The organism is Robertmurraya kyonggiensis, from assembly GCF_005116465.1.
Taxonomy (GTDB): domain Bacteria; phylum Bacillota; class Bacilli; order Bacillales; family Cytobacillaceae; genus Robertmurraya; species Robertmurraya kyonggiensis.
In genome coordinates, this window is record NZ_SWBM01000001.1 from 826,504 (window position 1) to 848,556 (window position 22,053).

The following is a 22,053-nucleotide window of genomic DNA, read 5'->3' on the forward strand; positions in this document are numbered from 1 at the left end:
TTAATAGCGATTTCTTCATATAGGAAAATTGCTTGAAAATTGGTTCGAAGGAAAAACTAATACGTCATAAATATTTCTAAGGCTCACTTCATACACAATGAGGTGGGTCTTTTAGTTTGAGAAAAAATCCTAATGAAATAGGACTGAATTGAATACATATAGATTAGTTACCTTTTTTTGAAGTTGAATATCACAAGAGCGAGTCCTAAATAGGCATTTGTCACAACAATAGCATTCTTTGAGTATATTGTTTTTAAGGAAGGCTTTCTAAAAAAAGACGAAATTGCCTTGAAAGAAATGAGAGGTGAAAGCTTTGGACCAACCTTTTCGCATGAAAAATAACGGACAAATTAGTATTGTCCTTAATTCACAACAGAGAAAAACATTAGAAAAAGAACTTCCAGATTTAAAAGTTGTTCCAAAGGAAATGCAACAAGAGCATGCCGCGTTAAAGGAAATTGAAGAAGAACTCGGTGCACTTGTTGGAATGGATGAAATGAAAAAAACAATAAAAGAAATTTATGCTTGGATATATGTCAATAAAAAGCGAGAAGAAGTAGGTTTAAAAGCGGGAAAGCAAGCTCTTCATATGATGTTTAAAGGAAATCCTGGAACAGGAAAAACAACAGTTGCAAGATTAATTGGTAAGTTGTTTCATCGGATGAATGTTCTATCGAAAGGGCATCTTATTGAAGCAGAAAGGGCAGATTTAGTCGGAGAGTATATTGGCCATACTGCACAGAAAACAAGAGACTTAATTAAAAAGGCAATGGGTGGAATTTTGTTTGTTGATGAGGCTTATAGTTTAGGGCGCGGGGGAGAAAAAGATTTTGGTAAAGAAGCAATCGATACGATGGTCAAGCATATGGAGGATAAGCAACATGATTTTATCCTCATATTAGCTGGCTACTCGCGAGAAATGGATCAATTTTTAACTTTAAACCCAGGGTTATATTCACGCTTTCCGCTTGTCATTGATTTTCCTGACTATACGATTGATCAGCTGATGGAAATTGGTGGGAAAATGCTGAAGGAAAAAGAATATACATTGAGCCATGAAGCGGAAAAGAAACTCCGTGAACATTTATACTGGGTGAAGACATCCTTAAGTTTAACAAGTTTCTCGAACGGAAGATATATGCGAAATATTATTGAAAAATCGATTCGTTCTCAATCAATGAGATTGCTTTTACAAAACCATTATGACCGACATGATTTGATGACGTTACGGAGTAATGACTTGATATTGGATGATTATTAGAAAAAGGATCCAGCGCGGACTGGATCCTTTTACATTTTATAAAACGCACCTTTTTTTTCGAAGGATAATCTTTTCGGAAGCCTCCAGTTGTATGTATAAGATAGTACACGCAATAATGTGACAAGAACAAAAAGAATGTACAACTCCATCGAGCTTACAGCTAGTTTAAGCCCGATGGCTAGGCCACACACGATTGCCCATACCCCGTATATTTCTGCTTGTAAAATAAGTGGTTTTCTTCCAGCGAGTAAATCTCGAATCATCCCACCGCCACTACCGGTTAGAACAGCAGCAACAATGACAGCACTTAATGATAAATTCATTTTAACAGCATACATTGCCCCTTGAATGGCGAAGGCGGATAATCCAATGGCGTCAAAAAAGTTTCCCCATCTTTGCCAAAGCTTTAGGAGATTGTTAAGAAATAAGAATACGATTGTAATAGATAGTAGGGCGATTTGAAAAAATACACCTTGCTCCCATAATGCGGAGACAGGCACTCCGATTAAAAGGTTTCGTATTGCTCCACCACCAAATGCGGTAACAATTCCTAATATGTATACTCCTAAAATATCAAAATCCTCTTCCATGGCAATAATGGCACCGCTCATGGCGAAGGCAACTGTGCCAATCATACTTAATACTTCCCAAGTCATGCTATTTTTCTCCTCTAATCTACAAATCTCAGATGCAAGCTTTTCAAATTATTTGATTCGAATAAGCTCTTCAGTAAATTTTTGCAAACAAACAATTTGATTTTATCATGGAAGGCTCTATTCTCCAATGAAAAATTCGTTTTGTGGAACAATATTTGATATGATGAAAGCAAAGTGTTATTTGTTGTCCCAAATGGGAGGCAACTTGTAGTAAGGAGGCAATTTAGTGAATCAAGAAACTAGCTATGAAAAAGTCATCATCGTTGGCTGTCAAACAACGGAGGATGAACTTCGATATGAATATTCGATGGATGAGCTTGAGTCCTTAACAGAAACAGCAAAAGGAAAGGTCGTTGCAAAATTAATTCAAAAGCGTGACCGTGTTCATCCCTCTACATACATAGGAAAAGGTAAAGTTGAAGAATTAAGAGCGCTTGAGGAAGAACTTGAAGCAGATTTAATTATCTTTAATGATGAATTATCTCCGAGTCAGGTCAGAAATCTTTCCGCAAACATTGATGCAAGAATTATTGATCGAACCCAATTAATTCTGGATATCTTTGCAACGCGTGCTCGATCGAAAGAAGGAAAATTGCAAGTTGAGCTTGCTCAGCTCCATTATCTTTTACCTAGACTTGGTGGACAAGGTACTCAACTCTCAAGACTTGGTGCAGGGATTGGAACTAGAGGTCCTGGGGAAACGAAGCTAGAATCTGACCGTCGTCATATTCGTAGAAGGATTGATGATATTAAGAATCAATTATCTGTCATTGTCCAGCATCGAGACCGCTACCGGGAAAGAAGAAAGAAAAATAAGACATTCCAGATTGCAATTGTCGGTTATACAAATGCAGGAAAATCAACGCTTTTTAACCGATTAACGGAAGCGGATTCTTTTGAAGAGAATCAATTATTCGCAACCCTTGATCCAATGACGCGAAAAGTCATCTTACCTAGTGGCTTTGGTGCACTCATAACAGATACGGTTGGATTTATTCAAGACCTTCCGACAACATTGATTGCGTCTTTTCGTTCTACATTAGAAGAGGTAAGTGAGGCTGACTTAATCCTTCATGTAGTCGACATGTCGAATGAGGATTATTTTCAGCATGAGGAAACGGTACATAAACTATTAGAGGATTTAGAGGTTCATCAAATTCCACAGCTAACCGTCTACAATAAGCGGGATTTACAGCATATAGATTTTGTTCCAACCGCAAAGACAGCGACGATTAGCATCAGTGCTTTTGATAAGGACGATCGAATTCGTTTGAAGCAGAAGATTGAAAAGCTAGCCATTCAATCAATGGAATATTATCATGTAGAAGTTCCATCTTCAGAAGGGAAGCTGCTTTCCCAGTTGAAGAATGAAACGATTTTAAGAGAATTAAATTTTCATGAAGAAAAACAAGCCTATGTTTGTAAAGGATATGCACTCACAGACCATCAAATTTATGGACAGTTGAAAAAATATACAGTTTAGAAGGAGAGCAACATGTTTCAACAATTAAAGTATGGGGTCAAGCTAGAAAAAATCATAAAGGAAGTAGAGGTGAAAATTGACCCATTACATAAAGAAATCGATGAGAGAATCGACCGAAATCAATTTCGTGTTTTATCGAGTTTTCAAAACAAGCGCGTGAGTGACTCACATTTCATACCATCAACCGGCTATGGCTATGATGATATTGGCCGAGACACACTAGAAGAAATATATGCTGAAGTGTTTGGTGGGGAAGCGGGACTTGTGAGACCACAGATTATTTCTGGAACACACGCGATTTCTATTGCGCTATTTGGCGTACTTCGACCAGGGGATGAACTTCTCTATATTACTGGGAAGCCGTATGACACGTTAGAAGAAATTGTCGGGATTCGAGGGAATGGAGTCGGTTCCTTAAAGGAATACGGAATTTCTTATAATAGTGTTGCCTTAACGGAAGATGGTCAAATTGATTATCAAGCGATTAAAGAAGCGATGAAGCCGAATACGAAAATGATTGGAATTCAGCGTTCCAAAGGCTATGCCAACCGACCTTCCTTTACCATCGCTCAAATTAAAGAAATGATTGATTTTGTAAAAGAGATTAAGTCAGATACCGTTGTGTTTGTCGACAACTGTTATGGAGAATTTGTAGAAGACTTGGAGCCATGCCATGTTGGGGCTGATCTAATGGCGGGTTCGCTCATTAAAAATCCAGGTGGGGGGCTGGCGAAGACTGGCGGATATCTCGTTGGAAAACAGGAATGGATTGAAGCTTGTTCTTATCGTTTGACATCGCCTGGTATCGGACGCGAGGCAGGAGCATCCCTGTATAGCCTGCAGGAAATGTACCAAGGATTTTTCTTAGCGCCTCATGTTGTTGGACAAGCATTAAAAGGTGCGATCCTAACGGCCGCTACATTAGAGAAGCTAGGAATGAATACAAATCCAAAGTGGAATGCATCCCGTACTGATTTAATCCAGTCTGTACAATTTGATGATAAGGAGAAAATGGTTGCCTTTTGCCAAGCAATTCAATTTGCTTCACCTATTAATTCGCATGTCACTCCGTATCCAAGCTATATGCCTGGTTATGAGGATGATGTGATTATGGCTGCAGGGACATTCATCCAAGGAGCAAGCATCGAATTAACTGCAGACGGCCCGACTCGCCCTCCATACGTTGCCTATGTACAAGGAGGATTAACCTATTCACATGTAAAAATGGCGATTTGTATCGCATTGAATCACTTATTAGAAAAGGGTCTTTTACAGATTGATTAAAACTTTAGATTACTAGAAAAAAATATTTAATTTTTTTATGTTACAAAACCTAACATGGTGTTGACAGAAAAACTAACATTTCATATAATAAAAACATGATAGAAAGGTGGAGAGACAATCGCATGAGCGGAAGTGAAATTCGTCGTACGATGCCACTATTTCCAATAGGAATTGTGATGCAATTAACTGATTTAACTGCACGTCAAATCCGCTACTACGAGGAACACCAATTGATATCTCCAGCAAGAACAGAAGGGAATCGGAGAATGTTTTCTCTTAATGATATTGACCTTCTCCTTGAAATTAAGGATTTAATTGATCAAGGTGTCAATCTCGCTGGAATTAAACAACTTTTTTCCTCTAAGGAAAAGCAAGTAGTGACAGAAGAAATGCAGAAGGAAGCTAAAAAAGTAAGACGCGAATTGTCTGATGATGAATTGAGGAAAATTCTTCGGTCTGAATTAACGCAGGCTGGAAGATTTAATCGTTCCTCGTTGCGTCAAGGAGATATGTCTCGCTTTTTTAAGTCATAAAAAGAAGTAAGAATGGGGAGGAAGAAGCATGGCGAAGTTTACAAAAGATGATATCAAAAGATTGGCAAGTGAGGAGAACGTAAAGTTTATCCGTCTACAATTCACAGACATCTTAGGAACAATTAAGAATGTGGAGATTCCTATCAGTCAGCTTGAAAAAGCATTAGACAACAAAATGATGTTTGATGGTTCTTCTATCGAAGGATTCGTTCGTATTGAAGAATCTGATATGTACCTATATCCAGATCTAGATACATGGGTAGTTTTCCCGTGGACAGCTGAAAAAGGTAAAGTAGCACGCTTGATTTGTGATATTTACAATCCAGATGGTACACCATTCTTAGGTGACCCACGTAACAACCTCCGTCGTATTTTGAAAGAGATGGAAGAGTTAGGATTCACTGATTTCAACTTAGGACCTGAACCAGAATTCTTCTTATTCAAGCTTGATGAAAAAGGCGACCCAACTCTTGAACTAAATGATGCTGGTGGTTACTTTGACCTTGCTCCAACAGACCTTGGTGAAAACTGCCGCCGTGATATCGTTTTAGAATTAGAAGAAATGGGTTTTGAAATTGAAGCATCTCACCATGAGGTTGCTCCTGGTCAGCACGAAATTGACTTCAAATATGCTGATGCAATTACAGCATGTGACCAAATTCAAACCTTTAAATTAGTTGTAAAAACGATTGCTCGTAAGCATGGTCTTCATGCGACATTCATGCCAAAACCATTATTCGGTGTAAACGGTTCTGGAATGCACAGCAACGTTTCATTATTCAAAAACGGAGAAAATGCGTTCTACGATCCAACTGGAAACTTAGAACTAAGCGATACAGCTCGTCAATTCATTGCTGGTATCATTAAGCATGCTCCAAACTTCACTGCTGTAACGAACCCAACAGTGAACTCTTACAAGCGTCTAGTTCCTGGTTATGAAGCACCTTGCTATGTTGCATGGTCTGCTAGAAACCGTTCGCCATTAATTCGTATTCCTGCTTCTCGCGGTTTAAGTACTCGTGTTGAAGTAAGAAGCGTAGACCCAGCTGCTAACCCATATTTAGCAATGGCTGTTCTTTTAAGTGCTGGTCTTGACGGAATTAAGAATAACTTAACTCCTCCAGCTCCAGTAGATCGTAACATCTATGTAATGACAAGAGAAGAGCGCATTGAAGAGGGAATCATTGATTTACCAGCTACTTTAGCTCAAGCTCTTGATCAATTAAAATCTGATGAAGTTATGACTTCTGCTCTTGGAGATCACATTCTTGAGCACTTCATCGAAGCAAAAGAGATCGAATGGGATATGTTCCGCACTCAAGTTCATCCTTGGGAAAGAGAACAATACATGTCCATGTATTAATAAATGCAAAAACCCCTTAACCATTCCTGTGGTTAAGGGGTTTTTTGTGCTTGAATTCGTTCAACCATCTTAATAAAGTAAGTTGTCTGGGCTAGGGTAAAGAGTGCGAAGAGAGGGATAAAGATAAGTATAATCTTTCGGTGCCAAGTTAAGTTATATTTCATAGTAATTGCCGAAGTGATAAAACTAGTAAGGAAGTGTGTGAAAAAATGCCCCATAGATTCAATCCTTTCGTCCTTTTTATCTAGTGTGGCGCAAATTTTGAATCAACATTCCTATTTGCATATTTATCCTTATTGAAGGGGAAATTATTCCAGATATGTGGAGTAGGAGGCTAGTCTGATGAAGATTATGAAATACACGAAACCATTGCTAATACTAATGATGATTCTACCTTGGCTATCGATTCCTTTGCTAGGGAAAGCTGCATTTAAAAGATTTTTATCGGCTGGTCTATTTATTTCCTTAATGGTTCGATTGGTTAACTTCATTGCGAAAAAACGAAAATGGTGGTGGTGGTATACAAAACTCCATCCAGAACTCTCGGGGTCAATACCTTTAATAGTTGGACCGTTTTTTATCGGTTCAATGTGGATTCTAAAGCTAACCTATGGAAAGTTTTTTAAATACATGTTAATAAACTTAATCGTTGACGCATTTTTTACTTTTATATTAGTAGATCATTGGTTAACCAAATTTGGGATCGCCTCATTGGTTCGTATGAAAAAGATTCAATTATTAGGAGTGTTCGTCATCCTTGCATTACAGTTATATGGTTTTCAATATGTAAAAGAAAATTTTTCAGGATTTTTGAAGGGTAAGTTTCATCAAAATATGAATTAATCATGAATGTATAAATAGAAAAAAGCAAGCGACAGCTTGCTTTTTAGTCATATCTTATACTTAATGAATATGGCGATAAACACCAATTACTTTACCAAGAATAGAGACATTTCTCAAAATAATAGGTTCCATAGTAGAGTTTTCTGGTTGAAGGCGGATGTAATCTTTTTCTTTGAAGAAACGCTTAACCGTTGCTTCGTCTTCGTCTGTCATAGCTACAACAATATCTCCGTTATTAGCTGATTGTTGCTGTCTAACGATAACATAGTCACCATCTAAAATTCCCGCTTCAATCATGCTTTCTCCCATAATCTCTAACATGAAAACATTCTCATCATCAGCAGCAAGTCGCTCTGGTAATGGGAAATATTCCTCCACGTTTTCGATGGCTGTTATAGGTAAGCCTGCTGTTACCTTTCCGACAACCGGTACATTAATGACCTTGCTCTTTGGAATATTAGAAGCCTCGTCGATTTCTAAAATCTCAATCGCGCGTGGCTTGGTAGGGTCACGACGGATAAGTCCTTTACTTTCAAGTCTTGCTAAGTGGCCGTGAACGGTAGAACTTGAAGCAAGTCCAACAGCCTCACCGATTTCTCTAACGGATGGTGGGTATCCTTTAAGCTTAACTTCGTCTTTTATAAATTCAAGAATATCTTGTTGTCTTTTTGATAGCTTAACCATACTTTCACACCTCGAATCTTATTTCTTGTTTCAATTATAGCATGTATTACCAATTGATACAAACATAAGTTCGAATTTTTGTTGACACAAAACAAATGTTCGTATTATAATAAATTCAAATAAACGAACATACATTCTTAAATGAGGTGTTTTTAATGAAAAAAATTTGGAATCGATATTCTTATGCTATTATACTAATCTTATTGAGTTTTTCTTTGGCATTTGTTTTTGCACAGAAATCTGAATCTACTATAAATGAAGAATTCATCTCTATCACTGTTGAGGAAGGTGATTCTTTATGGGAATTATCGCAAGCTTATGCGGACGAGCATCAACTTTCTTCTAAACAATTTATCAACTGGGTCAAGAAGACAAATGAAATTGATGATACTATTAATGTAGGTGATTCACTTATCATTCCTGTGAAGGCTGATAATTTATTTTTAGCTAGTAGCGGGGAAAACGAATAGTAAGGAAGTATTGTTCAATGAATGCAGTTGTATATTGTCGAGTTAGTACGAAAAAGGATACTCAAGAATCCTCTTTAATAAGGCAGGAGGAAGAACTTTTAGATTTAGCGGCTAACTATCAATTTGAAGTGGTGAAGGTCATAAAAGAACAAGCCAGTGGCTATGATTTGGAAAGAGAAGGCGTTATTGAGTTAATATCTTTAATTAAGGATAGGAACATTCAAGTCGTTTTAATTCAAGATGAAACAAGATTAGGAAGAGGCAATGCGAAAATTGCCTTGTTGCATTGTATTATGAAGGAAAATGTGACTCTATACACGGTCGCGCATAATGGGCAGCTCCAAGTATCTGAGGCTGATTCAATGGTATTGCAAATAGTAGGGATGGTAGAGGAATATCAACGGAAAATACATAATATCAAAATTAAAAGAGGCATGAATAAGGCAATTAAGGAAGGATATAAGCCGCAAAACAATCTTAAAAATCTAGGAGAAAGTAGTGGAAGAGAACGGGTAGAAATACCGATTAAGGAAATTGTGCGACTCCGACAAAATGACCTTACCTTTGCAGAGATTGCAGCAACCTTAAGAGGATTTGGATATCCAGTTTCAAAAGCAACAGTCCATAGAAGATATCAGGAATACATAGAAGAAAAAGGAAGCCAGGAAGCATAAGCTCATTCCTTGTAAAAAGAGCTGATTCATAGTAATATTTATGTTACTCAAGGTAAAGAAAAAGGAGCTTAATCATGCTTTCAAAAGAAAAAATGGCAAGAATTAATGAGCTAGCAAATAAAGCGAAGCAAACGCGTCTTACTGATGAGGAAGCGAAAGAACAAACTTTACTTCGCAAAGAATATTTGGAGACTTTTCGCTCATCTATGCTTACAACATTAAAAGGTGTAACCATCATGGATCCTGATGGTAATGATGTTACTCCAGATAAATTGAAGCAGTACCAAAATAAAAATAAATTAAATTAAAAGTTATAAAGGAATGCGTATATATACGTTATTCCTTTTTTTAATTCCTTTGAAAGGATATATATATTACACATAGAGACAAAAAATAGTGGGAAAATAGGAACAAAATTGATTTTTTCTTTAAATATTTACTTTATAGGTTGTGAAAAAATTAACAGGCATATATATTTAATAGGTAGAGTGAATTTCATTCTTGTCACTTTAGCATTGAAAAAAGTTATGCCAGTATATTCAACTTCGCCTTTTTCTTTTACTAAATGCCTGAAAGTTTCACTTACGAAAAGGAATACATAGGAGGGATAGATACAATGTTTGGACAAGTTGATACATTATCTATTAATGCAATAAGAACCTTGTCAATTGATGCAATTGAGAAAGCGAATTCAGGTCACCCTGGGATGCCAATGGGAGCTGCGCCAATGGCGTACACTCTTTGGACAAGACACATGAACCATAACCCAAAAAATCCAGAGTGGTTTAATCGTGATCGTTTTGTTTTATCTGCCGGACATGGTTCCATGCTTTTATATAGCTTGTTACATTTATCTGGTTATGACGTTACAATTGAGGATTTAAAACAATTCCGTCAGTGGGGCAGTAGAACTCCTGGACACCCAGAGTTTGGGCATACACCTGGAGTAGATGCAACTACTGGACCATTAGGTCAAGGTATTGCAATGGCTGTAGGGATGGCAATGGCTGAACGTCATTTAGCCGCTTCATACAATAAGGATAAGTATGATTTAGTTAACCATTTTACATACAGTATTTGTGGTGATGGAGATTTAATGGAAGGTGTTTCTGCAGAGGCAGCTTCATTAGCTGGTCATTTAAAGCTAGGTAAACTAGTTGTATTATACGATTCCAATGACATTTCTCTTGATGGGGATTTAGATCGTTCTTTCTCTGAAAGTATTGCAGAGCGTTTCAAATCTTACGGATGGCAATATATTCGTGTTGAAGATGGCAATAACCTTGAAGAAATCGCGAAAGCGCTTGAAGAAGCGAAAAGTGATGAATCACGCCCAACAATGATTGAAGTTAGAACAGTCATTGGTTTCGGTTCTCCGAATAAATCTGGTAAGTCAGACGTACACGGTGCACCACTTGGAGCAGATGAATTAAAGTTAACTAAAGAAGCATATCAGTGGTCATTCGAAGAGGACTTCCATGTACCAACTGAAGTGTATGAGCAATTTAAGAAAACCATTGCTGAAAATGGCGAGAAGAAGGAAAAAGAATGGAATGATCAATTCCAAGCTTATAAGAATGAATACCCAGAATTAGGTGCGCAATTAGAGGCAGCAATGAAGGGTGCATTAGTTGAAGGCTGGGATAAGGATATTCCTGTCTATGAAGAAGGAAAGAGCTTAGCAAGCCGTGCTTCATCTGGTGAAGTGTTAAACGGAATTGCTAAAAATCTTCCATACTTTATTGGAGGCTCAGCTGACTTAGCCGGCTCTAATAAAACAACTATCAAAGGTGTTGGTGATTTCACACCTGAAACATTTGAAGGTAGAAATATCTGGTTTGGTGTTCGTGAATTTGCAATGGGAGCTGCGATGAACGGAATGGCTCTACATAGCGGATTGAAAGTATTTGGAGGTACATTCTTCGTATTCTCTGATTACCTAAAACCAGCGATTCGTTTAGCTGCTTTAATGAAGCTTCCTGTTACATATGTATTCACACATGACAGTATCGCGGTTGGTGAAGATGGTCCAACACATGAGCCAGTTGAACAATTAGCAGGTCTAAGAGCAATGCCTAATTTAGACGTAATTCGTCCTGCTGATGGTAATGAAACTGCAGCAGCTTGGAAATTAGCTGTAGAATCAACTGATCGTCCAACTGCACTAGTGTTAACACGTCAAAATTTACCGACATTAAGAGATACTGATAAGAACGCTTATGAAGGCGTATCTAAAGGTGCATATGTTGTTTCACCGGCTCATACTGAGACACCAGATATATTATTACTTGCTGCTGGTTCAGAAGTACCTCTTGCGGTTGAAGCACAAAAGGCACTTGAAAGTGATGGCATTCATGCTTCTGTTGTAAGTATGCCTTCTTGGCACCGTTTCGAGCAGCAGTCACAGGAATACAAAGATAGTGTTATTCCGAAGAGTGTGAAGAAGCGTTTAGGAATTGAAATGGGTGCATCTCTAGGTTGGCACCGTTATACAGGTGATGAAGGCGATGTCCTTGCAATCGACCAATTCGGAGCATCAGCACCAGAAGCAAAGATTTTAGAAGAATATGGCTTCACGACGCAGAATGTTGTTGCACGTGTGAAAGCTTTATTGGCAAAATAATAAAAATGAGGTGCTAGCTTATAGCTAGTGCCTTTTTTTATTGTTTAAGAAATTATAGATTTCGCTGTTGTGGATAACTATGTTATAAAGTGTATCTACGTTTAGCTCCAGCGCCTAGCCCCTCTTTTGAAAAATAAAATTCAATTTTTCATTGGTCGCTTCAGAACAGGTGATGAAGTTGAAGAACAAACTTCATCACCTGTTCTTCCAGCGCTTGTCGGGGCTGAGTAATGCGCTTGCGCTTTTGTTCAGATAATTTATGTGAATTCGACAAAATATGTGAAAGTTTTCAACTATTTAAGACAAACATTTTCAGAATTTTCCTATATAATAGAAAGAAAGGAGTGAATGAAGGAGGGATAAGGTTTGCGAACCTATCAACTATATATTATCGATGATGAATTTGCCTCCCATTATTTCGGAAGAGAACACATGTTTTTTCGCTTGTTTAAAGAATATGAAGAAGCCTACGGGGAACTTCAATCTATCATAAGAAAACAAATCCAATACATAACAAAATCCATTCCCATCATACGTTTCCATCAATCCATTCAACAACAGCTGCAAAATCACAATGGATTTAGTATGGAGCATGGATTATACATAATTGACCAAGGAAGAGGTAGCTCGGCGAGGTTGGAAATCCTTGATAGGTGTTTCTTACTTGAATCAAAGGGAAGCTATGAAGCAGAAACTAGTTTCTTTGAGGTGCTTAGAAAAAATGAGCGTTCCATCCTTGCGATCGACTTAAATAACAATCATTATGGCTGGTTAAAACCGATAAAAGAGCGGAAATTTGTCTAAAGAATACTCTTTCTCATGAAATTTGTGAAAAGAGCGTTGAAAAGGCAGGAAAATTTGGTGCAAATATTGTATAATAACCTTTGGTCTAGTACACTGTATGATAGACAACATGAAGGAGGAAATTTTATATGTGGCCTTATATTCTAGTAGGTGTAATCGCTTTGCTAGCTGGTGTAGCACTAGGGTTTTTCATCGCTCGTAAATACATGATGACCTATTTAAAGAAGAACCCACCAATTAATGAACAAATGCTAAAAATGATGATGATGCAAATGGGTATGAAACCATCCCAGAAGAAAATCAATCAAATGATGTCTGCTATGAACAAGCAGCAAGGTAAATAAAGCATAATCAATAACCATCTTATTTAAAAATAGGGTGGTTATTTTTTATGCTATTTTATATTTAGAAGAATGAAAACCTTTCTTATTTTGAAAATATTTGGTAAACTATTTTGGTTATAACGTCAAGGGGAGGACCCAATATGAAAGTGTTTTTGCAATTATCTTGGTTTTTTAAGCAAGAAAGAAAAGCATACATATCTGGAACATTAATCTTACTGTTTGTCGCTTTGTTGCAGCTAGTTCCACCGAAAGTTATTGGAATTGTTGTCGACGAAATTAACCGAGGCAGCTTTCAGGCTACTGATTTATTAAAATGGATTGGTGCATTGGTTGGAGCAGGATTACTTATGTATGTATTGCGTTATTATTGGCGAATTATGATTTTTGGCTCATCCGTCAAACTAGCTAGACAGATCCGTAATCAACTATACGAGCATTTCACAAATATGTCCCAATCCTTTTACCAAAGAAAACGGATAGGGGACTTAATGGCACATGCAACAAATGATCTTTCAGCTATTCAACAAACAGCAGGTTCAGGTGTGTTAACACTTGTTGACTCGCTCGCAACAGGAGGCTTTGTTATTGTTGCAATGGCTGCAACGATAAGCTGGAAGCTGACCTTGATTTGCTTGATTCCTATGCCTCTAATGGCGATTTTAACGAGCTGGTATGGAACTTTATTGCATCAGCGCTTTCATAAAGCTCAAGAAGCTTTTTCATCCTTAAATGATAAAACGCAGGAAAGTATTAGTGGAATTAAAGTTATCAAAACATTTGGACAGGAGAAAGAGGATATCGAGGATTTTCGTGAGCTATCGGACGATGTTGTACAGAAAAATATCTCCGTTGCTAAAGTTGATTCCTTATTTGACCCAACGATTTCGTTGATAGTCGGGATTTCCTTTTTCCTATCGATTGCCTTTGGGGCAAGATATGTTCTAATGGAGGAAATATCGATTGGTGAATTAATTTCGTTTACAACCTACTTAGGTCTTTTGATATGGCCTATGCTTGCATTCGGATGGCTCTTTAATATTGTCGAAAGAGGTCGTGCATCCTATGACCGTGTCTCACAATTATTGTCTGAACGGACTGAAATAATCGACCGAGAAGATGCAGTAGATTTTATCCCGTCTGGAGACATTGAATTTAAAATTGATGAATTTATCTATCCTGAGGAAAAAGAACCGATTCTCCAGAATATTCAATTCCGAATGAAGCAAGGAGAAACACTAGGAATTGTCGGGAAAACAGGAGCAGGGAAGACATCTCTTTTGAAATTGTTGATTCGTGAATTTTATGCGGAAAAGGGCACGATCGTCTTTGGTGGGAAGAAAATTGATGACTACCGAATCAAAAGACTTCGGGAAGCGATTGGTTATGTGCCACAAGACCACTTCCTTTTTTCAGCCACAATTAAAGAAAATATCGCTTTTGCGATGCCAACAATTGAAGTTGGAAAGGTACATCAAGCTGCTTCGATTGCCTCCCTTCATGAGGATATACTCGAATTTACCGATGGTTACGAAACAGTGGTAGGAGAACGAGGTGTATCCTTATCAGGTGGTCAAAAGCAACGGATCTCGATTGCGCGTGCTTTATTAATGGACCCAGAAGTTTTAATTCTTGATGACTCCTTATCGGCTGTTGATGCAAAAACGGAAGAGTCTATACTTACTGCATTAAAGGAAGAACGTGACGGTAAAACAACTATTATTACAGCTCATCGTTTGAGCGCCATTCAGCACGCTAATTTAATTCTTGTACTGGATGACGGTAAAATTGTTGAACGAGGCACTCATGAACAATTGATGGGACAGGATGGATGGTATAAGGAAATGTATCTACGTCAACAGTTAGAAGAGCTTGTGGAGCAAGGAGGTTAAGAATATGGAGAAAATGAACTCAGGTACTAACAATGAACAGTATAAAGTTTTAATGCGCCTCCTTAACTATACGAAGCCACATTTAAAAACGATTATCTTTGCATTTTCGTTGTTGTTAATTGCCACAATTGGCGATATTTTAGGACCGATCCTTGTAAAAATATTCATAGATGATTATTTGACTCCGGGAAATCTTGTCTTCAACGCACTATTTGCACTAGGAGCTGCTTACTTAGGCATACATATTATGAATGTTGTGGTTTCCTATATTCAACTATTGAAATTTCAAGAGATTGCATTAAAAATTATTCAAGCTATGAGAGTGGACGTTTTTACAAAAGTTCAGGCACTTGGTTTAATGTATTTTGACAAAACGCCTGCAGGGAGTATCGTATCAAGGGTCACAAATGATACGGAAGCGATAAAGGAAATGTTTGTGACAGTCCTTGTGACATTCATTCAGAGCGGATTCCTCATGGGTGGTATTCTTATCGCGATGTTCATATTAAATGTGAAACTTGCACTGTTTTGTTTATTCATTTTACCGTTATTATATATGATTATTCGTACGTACCGCCGACTTAGCTCGAAATTCTATCATGATTTGAGAGAACGCTTAAGCCAGCTTAATGCGAAGTTAAGTGAGTCACTTCAAGGGATGGGAATCATCCAAGTTTTTCGTCAGGAAAAAAGATTGAGAGCAGAATTTGAAGACATAAACAATAAACATTTTCAGGCAGGCATGCGAAATATTAAAGTGGATGGACTATTGTTAAGACCAGCAATTGATTTAGTCTATATTGCTGCTCTAATTCTTGTACTTAGCTTTTTTGGCATCACTTCTTTTAATAGTCCGGTTGAAATAGGAGTGCTCTACGCTTTTATCAACTATCTAGATCGTTTCTTTGAGCCTGTGAACAATTTCATGCAGCGACTATCTTTATATCAACAAGCAATTGTTGCTGCGACACGTGTATTCACACTTCTTGATGAAGAGGAGCTTGCACCGGAACAAAAAGGTGATGCTAGCCAAATTCAAGACGGTGAAATTGAATTTCGAAATGTGAGCTTTTCATATGATGGAAAACGAGATGTCTTAAAGAATATTTCTTTTACTGCACGTCCGGGGGAAACGGTCGCTCTTGTTGGTCATACGGGGAGTGGTAAAAGCTCGATTATTAATTTAATGATGCGCTTTTACGAATTTAACCGAGGTCAAATTTTAGTCGATGGGAAATCGATTAAAGAGTATTCCGAACAAGAATTAAGAGAAAAAATTGGGCTTGTACTACAGGACCCGTTCTTATTCTTTGGTACGATTAAGGACAATATTCGCCTTCATAATAAGGATATGAGTGATCAAGAAATAGAGGAAGCGGCACAATTTGTGCAAGCGCATTTGTTTATTGAAAAACTAGAAGATGGGTATATGCATCAGGTGGTAGAGCGTGGAGCGACTTTCTCTAGTGGACAACGTCAGCTACTGGCCTTCGCTCGAACGATTGCTGCCAATCCTAAGATTCTAGTGCTTGATGAAGCAACGGCTAATATTGATACGGAAACAGAAGAGGCGATTCAGACTGCTTTGGAAAAAATGCGAGAGGGAAGAACGACGATTGCCATTGCTCACAGACTCTCTACGATTCAAGACGCTAATTTAATACTTGTGTTACACCATGGGGAGATTGTTGAACGAGGGACGCATCAAGAACTTCTTGCTCAAAGAGGTTTATATCACAAGATGTATTTATTGCAAAATGGCTCTGCAATCAAGTTAGAAGATGTGGTAGGTTAAATAGCGTGGTGTGGAAGACACAATTTGTTCACATTCACTTCAATATCATTTCGAGGAAATCTCTGTTAAAATGAATGCATAAAAAAGTATAGCAGGAGTTGTTAACATGGCAGATGTGAACGTATTTCTCGCGCTTGGTGCAGGGTTCTTAAGTTTTATTTCACCTTGCTGCTTACCTCTTTATCCTGCATTCCTATCTTATATTACAGGGATGTCGGTGGGAGAACTAAAAAATGAGAATGCAATGCTACAAAAAAGAAGTCTCTTACATACGCTCTTTTTCCTATTAGGATTCTCGATAATATTTTTAGCACTAGGATTTAGTACTACTTTTATTGGGGAGTTCTTTCGGCAATATAATGATTTGATTCGACAACTTGGGGCAATCTTCATCGTTTTCTTTGGATTGATGATCGTCGGGATCTTAAGTCCTGAATTTTTAATGAAGGACCGAAAATTTGAGTTTAAAAACAGACCTTCCGGCTATTTTGGTTCAGTGTTAATCGGAATTGCTTTTGCAGCTGGTTGGACACCATGTACAGGACCAATTTTAATGTCGGTAATTGCGTTGGCAGCAACGAATCCAGGCTCTGGACTCGTTTATATGATTGCCTATATTTTAGGATTTGCAATTCCATTCTTAGTTCTATCTTTCTTTATTGGTAAAATGAAGTGGATTCGCAAGAACAATGTGCTCATCATGAAAATTGGTGGGTATATCATGATTGTGATGGGGATTGTGCTCTTCTTTGATTGGATGACGAAAATTATTATCATCTTTTCAGGTCTTTTTGGAGGATTTACAGGATTTTAATTACAGTCTAATTTTCGGATCTGAAATGTCGATTTTTCGCCACGTTTTTTGACAAAAATAAGAAAAATGTCGGATTCTATTCATTGAATTCACCAGTATATTCCTTTACATTTAAATAGTAATACCATTATAATGAATAAATATAGTACTATTTTACTAGTTATTTTTTTGGTAGTTCTGGGGGTATGCACCGATGGCGAGAATATTAATAGTAGACGATGCAAAATTTATGCGATTAACATTATCTAACATATTATTGAAGGCAAACCATGAGATAGTCGGAGAAGCTGAAACGGGAATGGATGCAGTTTCGCTTTATCGGAAATTAACACCGGATTTGGTGACAATGGATATTACGATGCCAGAAATGAGTGGTCTAGAAGCGATGAAGGAAATTAAGAAAGAATTTCCACAGGCAAAGATCATTATGTGCTCTGCAATGGGACAACAAAAAATGGTTGTCGAATCTATTGAAGCAGGTGCCAAAGATTTTATTGTAAAACCATTTGACGAAGGTCGCGTTCTTGAAGCAGTAAATCGAGTATTAAACTGAATTTAAAAGCCATTTAAGTAGATTACTTAAATGGTTTTTTCGCGTTTTCATGGAATTTCTGATAATCCTTGTCTCAATTTTGTAGCGTATGGTATATAATGTAGGGGAGAATCTTACTAAAAAGAGGATGACTTCTATGAACTATGTCGTCATTACATCCATTGGTGCTGTTTTCATGGCCATATTTGCAATGGTTGTTCGGATGAAATCAGCAAAAAAACCAGTATCTGCAAAGAAAATAATCCTTCCACCTATTTTTATGAGCACCGGTGCTCTCATGTTTATTTTTCCAGTGTTCCGTGTGACTCCCATCGAGGTTGTTGAAGCCGTAGCGGTTGGATTACTATTTTCTACATTACTTATTAAAACATCGAAATTTGAAATCCGTGATAATGATGTCTATTTAAAACCATCAAAGGCATTTATTTATATTTTAGTGGGCTTACTTGTTATTAGGATTATCGCCAAGCTTGTTCTGAGTTCAACAATTGATGTTGGCCAGCTCGGAGGAATGTTCTGGATTCTTGCCTTTGGTATGATTGTTCCATGGCGGATTGCAATGTTTATTAAATTTAAGAAGCTACAGCAGCAGTTATATGAAAATGTACCGACAAAAACAGTTTAAAGAAAAAGCCTGAATCATTTTGATTCGGGCTTTTTAAAATAGATGCTGATAAGGTGCGACATCTATTTGTTTCTCATTCAATTTTTTTAATAGAAATTTATGATCTCGTTTCGGAGTTGCTAGTATGTAACCGCGGATAACGATATCCTGAGTTATTTTATTATGCTTTTCATTCACTGCAAGCTCGCCGATTTTTCCGGCAATCTTTTGCCTTGCTACATCTCGGAATAGATCTGGTACAGGGCTTACTAAGTCTTCAAGTAAATCCTTTTCTTGTTGTCCCCAAAGATGTTTAGTCTTACTCACATAATACTCTTCCCAATCCATATCCGATTTGCCATCTTCCTTCGGCATCCTCTTTAAAAACTTTCTGAACATGAAAAATCCGCCAATTGCCATCGATCCAGCGAATATGACGATCCAAACTAAGATAAACCACAAAAACCAACCTTCTAGCATCCGATCACCTACAAAACTGTAATTTTCCATTTCTATTATAGACGTTTGAGTTAGGATTAGACAAGGGATTGATGATTTATGATATGCTAAGGTAGGATTCGGTAAAAATTATTACGAAAATGTGAATAGGGGAAAGGGGAAATCTTTTAAATCTCTCCTATTTGGTTGTAAGAACTATAGTTTCTCGATATAATGATAATTGTTCATTTCGGGGCTGAATGGGGTACTGGTGTCCTCCGTGGTCTTCAAAACCATCTGTGACCTGCGTGCCAGGTTAGCTGGGTTCGATTCCCAGGCGGTCCCGCCAAAATTTTTGATTAAGATTATACTTTTATATAAATATTAGAACATATTCCTCCTTGCTAATTTGGGATTCCCATTTCTGCAAAGGAGGTTTTTTATTGCTGTCCGTATCCACCTACAATCGTCCTATTTCTACATCTTATCGGCACTTATTAGCGTTACCATAGTCGTTCAGACACATCTTTTGTAATATTGTTATCAAATTGTTATTCTCGTAAAAGATTTAATATCTCCCTGTACTTTTTCTGTAAGACAAGTTTGTTAAGATAGTCCACAATAAAGATAAGCCAATGGGAGGCAAATATGAAAAGAAAATTAGCAACATTTGTGGCAACAACAGCGATTTTTACATCAGTGGCAACTACTGCACAGGCACAAGAAGTTACAGTACATAAGGGAGACACAATCTGGGGCTTTTCTAAGGAGTATGGTGTATCTGTTGATTCTATTAAAAAATGGAACAATCTTTCAAGCGACCTAATCCACCCGAAGGATGTTCTTGTCGTTTCTCCAGAGAAAAAGGTGGTTGTGAAAAAAGGAGATACTCTTTGGCAGATTGCTAGAGACAACGGAGTAACTGTAGAACAATTAAAAGAATGGAATAATCTCACTTCCGATTTAATTCACCCTGGTTTGAATTTGACTATTGAATTAGGGAAAACCAATACAGCACAGTCTACTAGCGCTGGAACAAAGACACCAGCACCAGTACAAAATGCACCAGCGCAAGCTACTACACAAACCAATGCTCAAGCAAGCACAGCTCCTGTTGAAGGAAAAGTAATCACGGTTGAGGCTACTGCCTATACGTCAAGTTGTGAAGGGTGTTCAGGTATAACGAGTACCGGCATCAACCTAAAGGAAAATCCGGATGCTAAAGTTATCTCTGTTGATCCAACTGTAATTCCATTGGGCTCTAAAGTGTATGTTGAAGGATATGGCTATGCAACAGCCGCTGATACTGGTGGAGCGATCAAAGGGAACAAAATCGATGTGTTTGTTCCAAATCACGCAGATGCTGTCCAATTTGGACGTAAACAAGTGAAAGTAACGATTTTAGACTAAATTATAGAAAAGGGCACACTTCAAAAAGTGTGTCCTTTTTCATGAACTCTAACGACTTTAATCAACAAAGCCTACCAAAACCCAAACGGGACATTTCCGTTCCAACTTTTCAGTACAGTCTTAAATACCTGAAAATGGTACAGAAAATGATCAGCGAGCATTGAACTGTCATCACGAAAATCATAGGCAATTAAGAAGTTTTCCAGCATGTCCTCATCGCAATTTTCTCCTAATCCTTTAATCCATAGTTTAAAGGATAGGTCTTCTCCTAGTTTCCCAAGACCACAACTATCAAAAGTTGATTGAATTTGTTCTTTATTCATCTACTCATCCTTTAAATTAATAGTGTTTACAAGATTCCATTATATTCAAGCGTAGCTTGTTCGATAAGGCTTACTCCATAAACGGGCAGGGGCAAATCTACTATTTTTTGCACTTTTCCTGTGTAGCTTGTCTATTATATAGTGAAGTTTATTTTTATGGATTATACATTTTAGGGACATGTGATTGTTTGGGAGGGAGATCACAGAGAGCCACCATTACATTATGAATGAATGAAAGTTGAAAGGAGTATAGGACAAATGGAAAAGGAACTGCGTGATCTTTTTGATACTTTAAAAAAACTAGGATTTCCAAAAGTATTAAGCGATAATTTTTCGAAACTTGTGGAGTCCGGTGCGTCGACTGAACCAACTGAATTACTGGGCAAGCTCAGAGAGTTTGATCTCTCGAAGGAATTGACAGAATTTGTAGGAATTATGGTCAAACAACGTGCCCAAAATGAGTTGAAAGAGGTATTGGATAAAACCTTGAAACTTGCACTTCCAGAAGAGCTAAGAGGGGTGTTGAATCGGATTATGGAAGGGTCAACCACATTTGATTGGCAAGGTTTTTATGAGAAATTAAGAAAAGTTGGTTTTTTAACAGAGTTTAAATTAAATGAACAAATCCACAATAACTTAAATCGCAAAGAAATTGTTGAATCCCTCAATCAATTTTCATTTGTATACGCAGATCTGCTACAAGACTTAAATGAATTTGTTGAATTGATTTCCGGTCCATTAAACCTACCGACGAAAAATGATGTAGCAAATGTCGCAAAGCTCGCCATTCAACACGAAGAAAAGCTTAATGAGATTGAAGAACAGCTTTCTAGTCTCAATCAATTTTTGAGGGAAAAATTCTCTGAAGATGTGCAACCCGTAACAGCTGTAAATCCAGTCACTTCTGAAAAAACTCAACCCGTTAAAGTAGCACCAAAAGTTTTTGAAGATGTTTCTACGGTTAAAGAATCACCAAAAACAGTTGCGGCTAAAACTGTTAAAGAATCAACAAAGTCACGAGCAACAAAACCTACTTTAGACGCAAGTGAAAAACAAAAGAGAAGGATACTCCTACAAAGTATGCTACAACCATCCAATGACTTATTAGGTCCGGAAAATTTAGATGATTTATTAAGTCGTAATCAACAATTGAGTATTAGTGATCTGTTGGGTAGTCAAGTCCCTTTTGGTCGTAAGGAGTGATG

At 37.5% G+C, this 22,053-nt stretch carries 23 protein-coding genes and 1 tRNA gene; 20 read left to right on the forward strand and 4 right to left on the reverse strand.

Annotated elements, in window-relative coordinates; all coding sequences use genetic code 11:
- Positions 1–313 precede the first annotated feature (313 nt).
- Positions 314–1,261: a stage V sporulation protein K gene (spoVK, locus tag FA727_RS04090; RefSeq protein ID WP_136829439.1), complete on the forward strand. Its 948-nt coding sequence runs from the start codon at positions 314–316 to the stop codon at positions 1,259–1,261.
- Positions 1,262–1,290: 29 nt separating this feature from the next.
- Here spoVK and FA727_RS04095 read toward each other — a convergent pair whose 3' ends face one another.
- A complete protein-coding gene (locus FA727_RS04095) occupies positions 1,291–1,917 on the reverse strand; it encodes a trimeric intracellular cation channel family protein (RefSeq protein WP_136829440.1) in 627 nt (208 codons plus the stop codon).
- Positions 1,918–2,143: 226 nt separating this feature from the next.
- Between FA727_RS04095 and hflX the strand changes: the two genes are divergently transcribed.
- From hflX to FA727_RS04120, 5 genes are all read left to right on the forward strand, one after another.
- Positions 2,144–3,400: a GTPase HflX gene (gene hflX, locus FA727_RS04100; protein ID WP_136829441.1), complete on the forward strand. Its 1,257-nt coding sequence runs from the start codon at positions 2,144–2,146 to the stop codon at positions 3,398–3,400.
- 12 nt (positions 3,401–3,412) lie between these two features.
- Positions 3,413–4,684 (forward strand): methionine gamma-lyase family protein, encoded by a 1,272-nt coding sequence (locus tag FA727_RS04105; protein ID WP_136829442.1) that lies wholly within the window; start codon positions 3,413–3,415, stop codon positions 4,682–4,684.
- Between the two features lie 122 nt (positions 4,685–4,806).
- On the forward strand, positions 4,807–5,217 hold the full coding sequence (locus FA727_RS04110; protein WP_136829443.1) for a MerR family transcriptional regulator: 411 nt from the start codon (positions 4,807–4,809) through the stop codon (positions 5,215–5,217).
- 28 nt (positions 5,218–5,245) lie between these two features.
- Complete coding sequence (gene glnA / locus FA727_RS04115) at positions 5,246–6,580, forward strand: type I glutamate--ammonia ligase (RefSeq protein ID WP_136829444.1); 1,335 nt, start codon at positions 5,246–5,248, stop codon at positions 6,578–6,580.
- 342 nt (positions 6,581–6,922) lie between these two features.
- The gene (locus FA727_RS04120; protein ID WP_136829445.1) at positions 6,923–7,423 is read left to right on the forward strand and encodes a hypothetical protein; all 501 of its coding nucleotides are present in this window, start codon (positions 6,923–6,925) and stop codon (positions 7,421–7,423) included.
- Between the two features lie 60 nt (positions 7,424–7,483).
- Here FA727_RS04120 and lexA read toward each other — a convergent pair whose 3' ends face one another.
- Complete coding sequence (gene lexA / locus FA727_RS04125) at positions 7,484–8,107, reverse strand: transcriptional repressor LexA (protein ID WP_126406182.1); 624 nt, start codon at positions 8,105–8,107, stop codon at positions 7,484–7,486.
- A gap of 155 nt (positions 8,108–8,262) precedes the next feature.
- Here lexA and yneA point away from each other — a divergent pair, with 155 nt between their 5' ends.
- The 11 genes from yneA (at position 8,263) to FA727_RS04180 (ending at position 18,698) form a co-directional block, all read left to right on the forward strand.
- Positions 8,263–8,577 carry a cell division suppressor protein YneA gene (gene yneA, locus FA727_RS04130; RefSeq protein ID WP_136829446.1) on the forward strand — a complete coding sequence of 105 codons (315 nt, stop codon included), beginning with the start codon at positions 8,263–8,265 and terminating at the stop codon, positions 8,575–8,577.
- 17 nt (positions 8,578–8,594) lie between these two features.
- Positions 8,595–9,251, forward strand: a complete 657-nt coding sequence (locus FA727_RS04135) for a YneB family resolvase-like protein (RefSeq protein WP_136829447.1) — start codon at positions 8,595–8,597, stop codon at positions 9,249–9,251.
- Positions 9,252–9,325: 74 nt separating this feature from the next.
- The gene (locus FA727_RS04140) at positions 9,326–9,559 is read left to right on the forward strand and encodes a DUF896 domain-containing protein (protein WP_136829448.1); all 234 of its coding nucleotides are present in this window, start codon (positions 9,326–9,328) and stop codon (positions 9,557–9,559) included.
- Between the two features lie 308 nt (positions 9,560–9,867).
- Positions 9,868–11,874, forward strand: coding sequence for a transketolase (gene tkt, locus FA727_RS04145; RefSeq protein WP_306461649.1), 2,007 nt, complete (start codon positions 9,868–9,870; stop codon positions 11,872–11,874).
- Between the two features lie 366 nt (positions 11,875–12,240).
- The gene (sirA, locus tag FA727_RS04150; protein ID WP_136829450.1) at positions 12,241–12,678 is read left to right on the forward strand and encodes a sporulation inhibitor of replication protein SirA; all 438 of its coding nucleotides are present in this window, start codon (positions 12,241–12,243) and stop codon (positions 12,676–12,678) included.
- 128 nt (positions 12,679–12,806) lie between these two features.
- Entirely contained in the window at positions 12,807–13,022 is a 216-nt protein-coding gene (locus tag FA727_RS04155) for a YneF family protein (protein ID WP_136829451.1), read from the forward strand.
- A 140-nt stretch (positions 13,023–13,162) separates the two neighbouring features.
- A complete protein-coding gene (locus FA727_RS04160) occupies positions 13,163–14,911 on the forward strand; it encodes an ABC transporter transmembrane domain-containing protein (RefSeq protein WP_136829452.1) in 1,749 nt (582 codons plus the stop codon).
- A gap of 4 nt (positions 14,912–14,915) precedes the next feature.
- Complete coding sequence (locus FA727_RS04165; protein WP_136829453.1) at positions 14,916–16,706, forward strand: ABC transporter ATP-binding protein; 1,791 nt, start codon at positions 14,916–14,918, stop codon at positions 16,704–16,706.
- Between the two features lie 106 nt (positions 16,707–16,812).
- A complete protein-coding gene (locus tag FA727_RS04170) occupies positions 16,813–17,520 on the forward strand; it encodes a cytochrome c biogenesis CcdA family protein (RefSeq protein ID WP_136829454.1) in 708 nt (235 codons plus the stop codon).
- Positions 17,521–17,713: 193 nt separating this feature from the next.
- Positions 17,714–18,073 carry a response regulator gene (locus FA727_RS04175; protein ID WP_136829455.1) on the forward strand — a complete coding sequence of 120 codons (360 nt, stop codon included), beginning with the start codon at positions 17,714–17,716 and terminating at the stop codon, positions 18,071–18,073.
- A 136-nt stretch (positions 18,074–18,209) separates the two neighbouring features.
- Positions 18,210–18,698, forward strand: coding sequence for a CcdC family protein (locus FA727_RS04180; RefSeq protein ID WP_136829456.1), 489 nt, complete (start codon positions 18,210–18,212; stop codon positions 18,696–18,698).
- 33 nt (positions 18,699–18,731) lie between these two features.
- On the opposite strand, the gene FA727_RS04185 is transcribed toward FA727_RS04180, so the two are convergent.
- Entirely contained in the window at positions 18,732–19,157 is a 426-nt protein-coding gene (locus FA727_RS04185; RefSeq protein WP_136829457.1) for a DUF2621 domain-containing protein, read from the reverse strand.
- A gap of 210 nt (positions 19,158–19,367) precedes the next feature.
- On the opposite strand from FA727_RS04185, the gene FA727_RS23950 reads away from it, so the two are divergent.
- Positions 19,368–19,464 (forward strand) — tRNA-Sec (locus tag FA727_RS23950).
- Between the two features lie 299 nt (positions 19,465–19,763).
- Positions 19,764–20,525 (forward strand): LysM peptidoglycan-binding and 3D domain-containing protein, encoded by a 762-nt coding sequence (locus tag FA727_RS04190; RefSeq protein WP_136829458.1) that lies wholly within the window; start codon positions 19,764–19,766, stop codon positions 20,523–20,525.
- 71 nt (positions 20,526–20,596) lie between these two features.
- Here the strand turns inward: FA727_RS04190 and FA727_RS04195 are convergent, their stop codons facing one another.
- Complete coding sequence (locus tag FA727_RS04195; RefSeq protein ID WP_136829459.1) at positions 20,597–20,848, reverse strand: hypothetical protein; 252 nt, start codon at positions 20,846–20,848, stop codon at positions 20,597–20,599.
- 258 nt (positions 20,849–21,106) lie between these two features.
- Here FA727_RS04195 and FA727_RS04200 point away from each other — a divergent pair, with 258 nt between their 5' ends.
- The gene (locus tag FA727_RS04200) at positions 21,107–22,051 is read left to right on the forward strand and encodes a hypothetical protein (RefSeq protein WP_136829460.1); all 945 of its coding nucleotides are present in this window, start codon (positions 21,107–21,109) and stop codon (positions 22,049–22,051) included.
- The last annotated feature ends 2 nt before the right edge of the window (positions 22,052–22,053 follow it).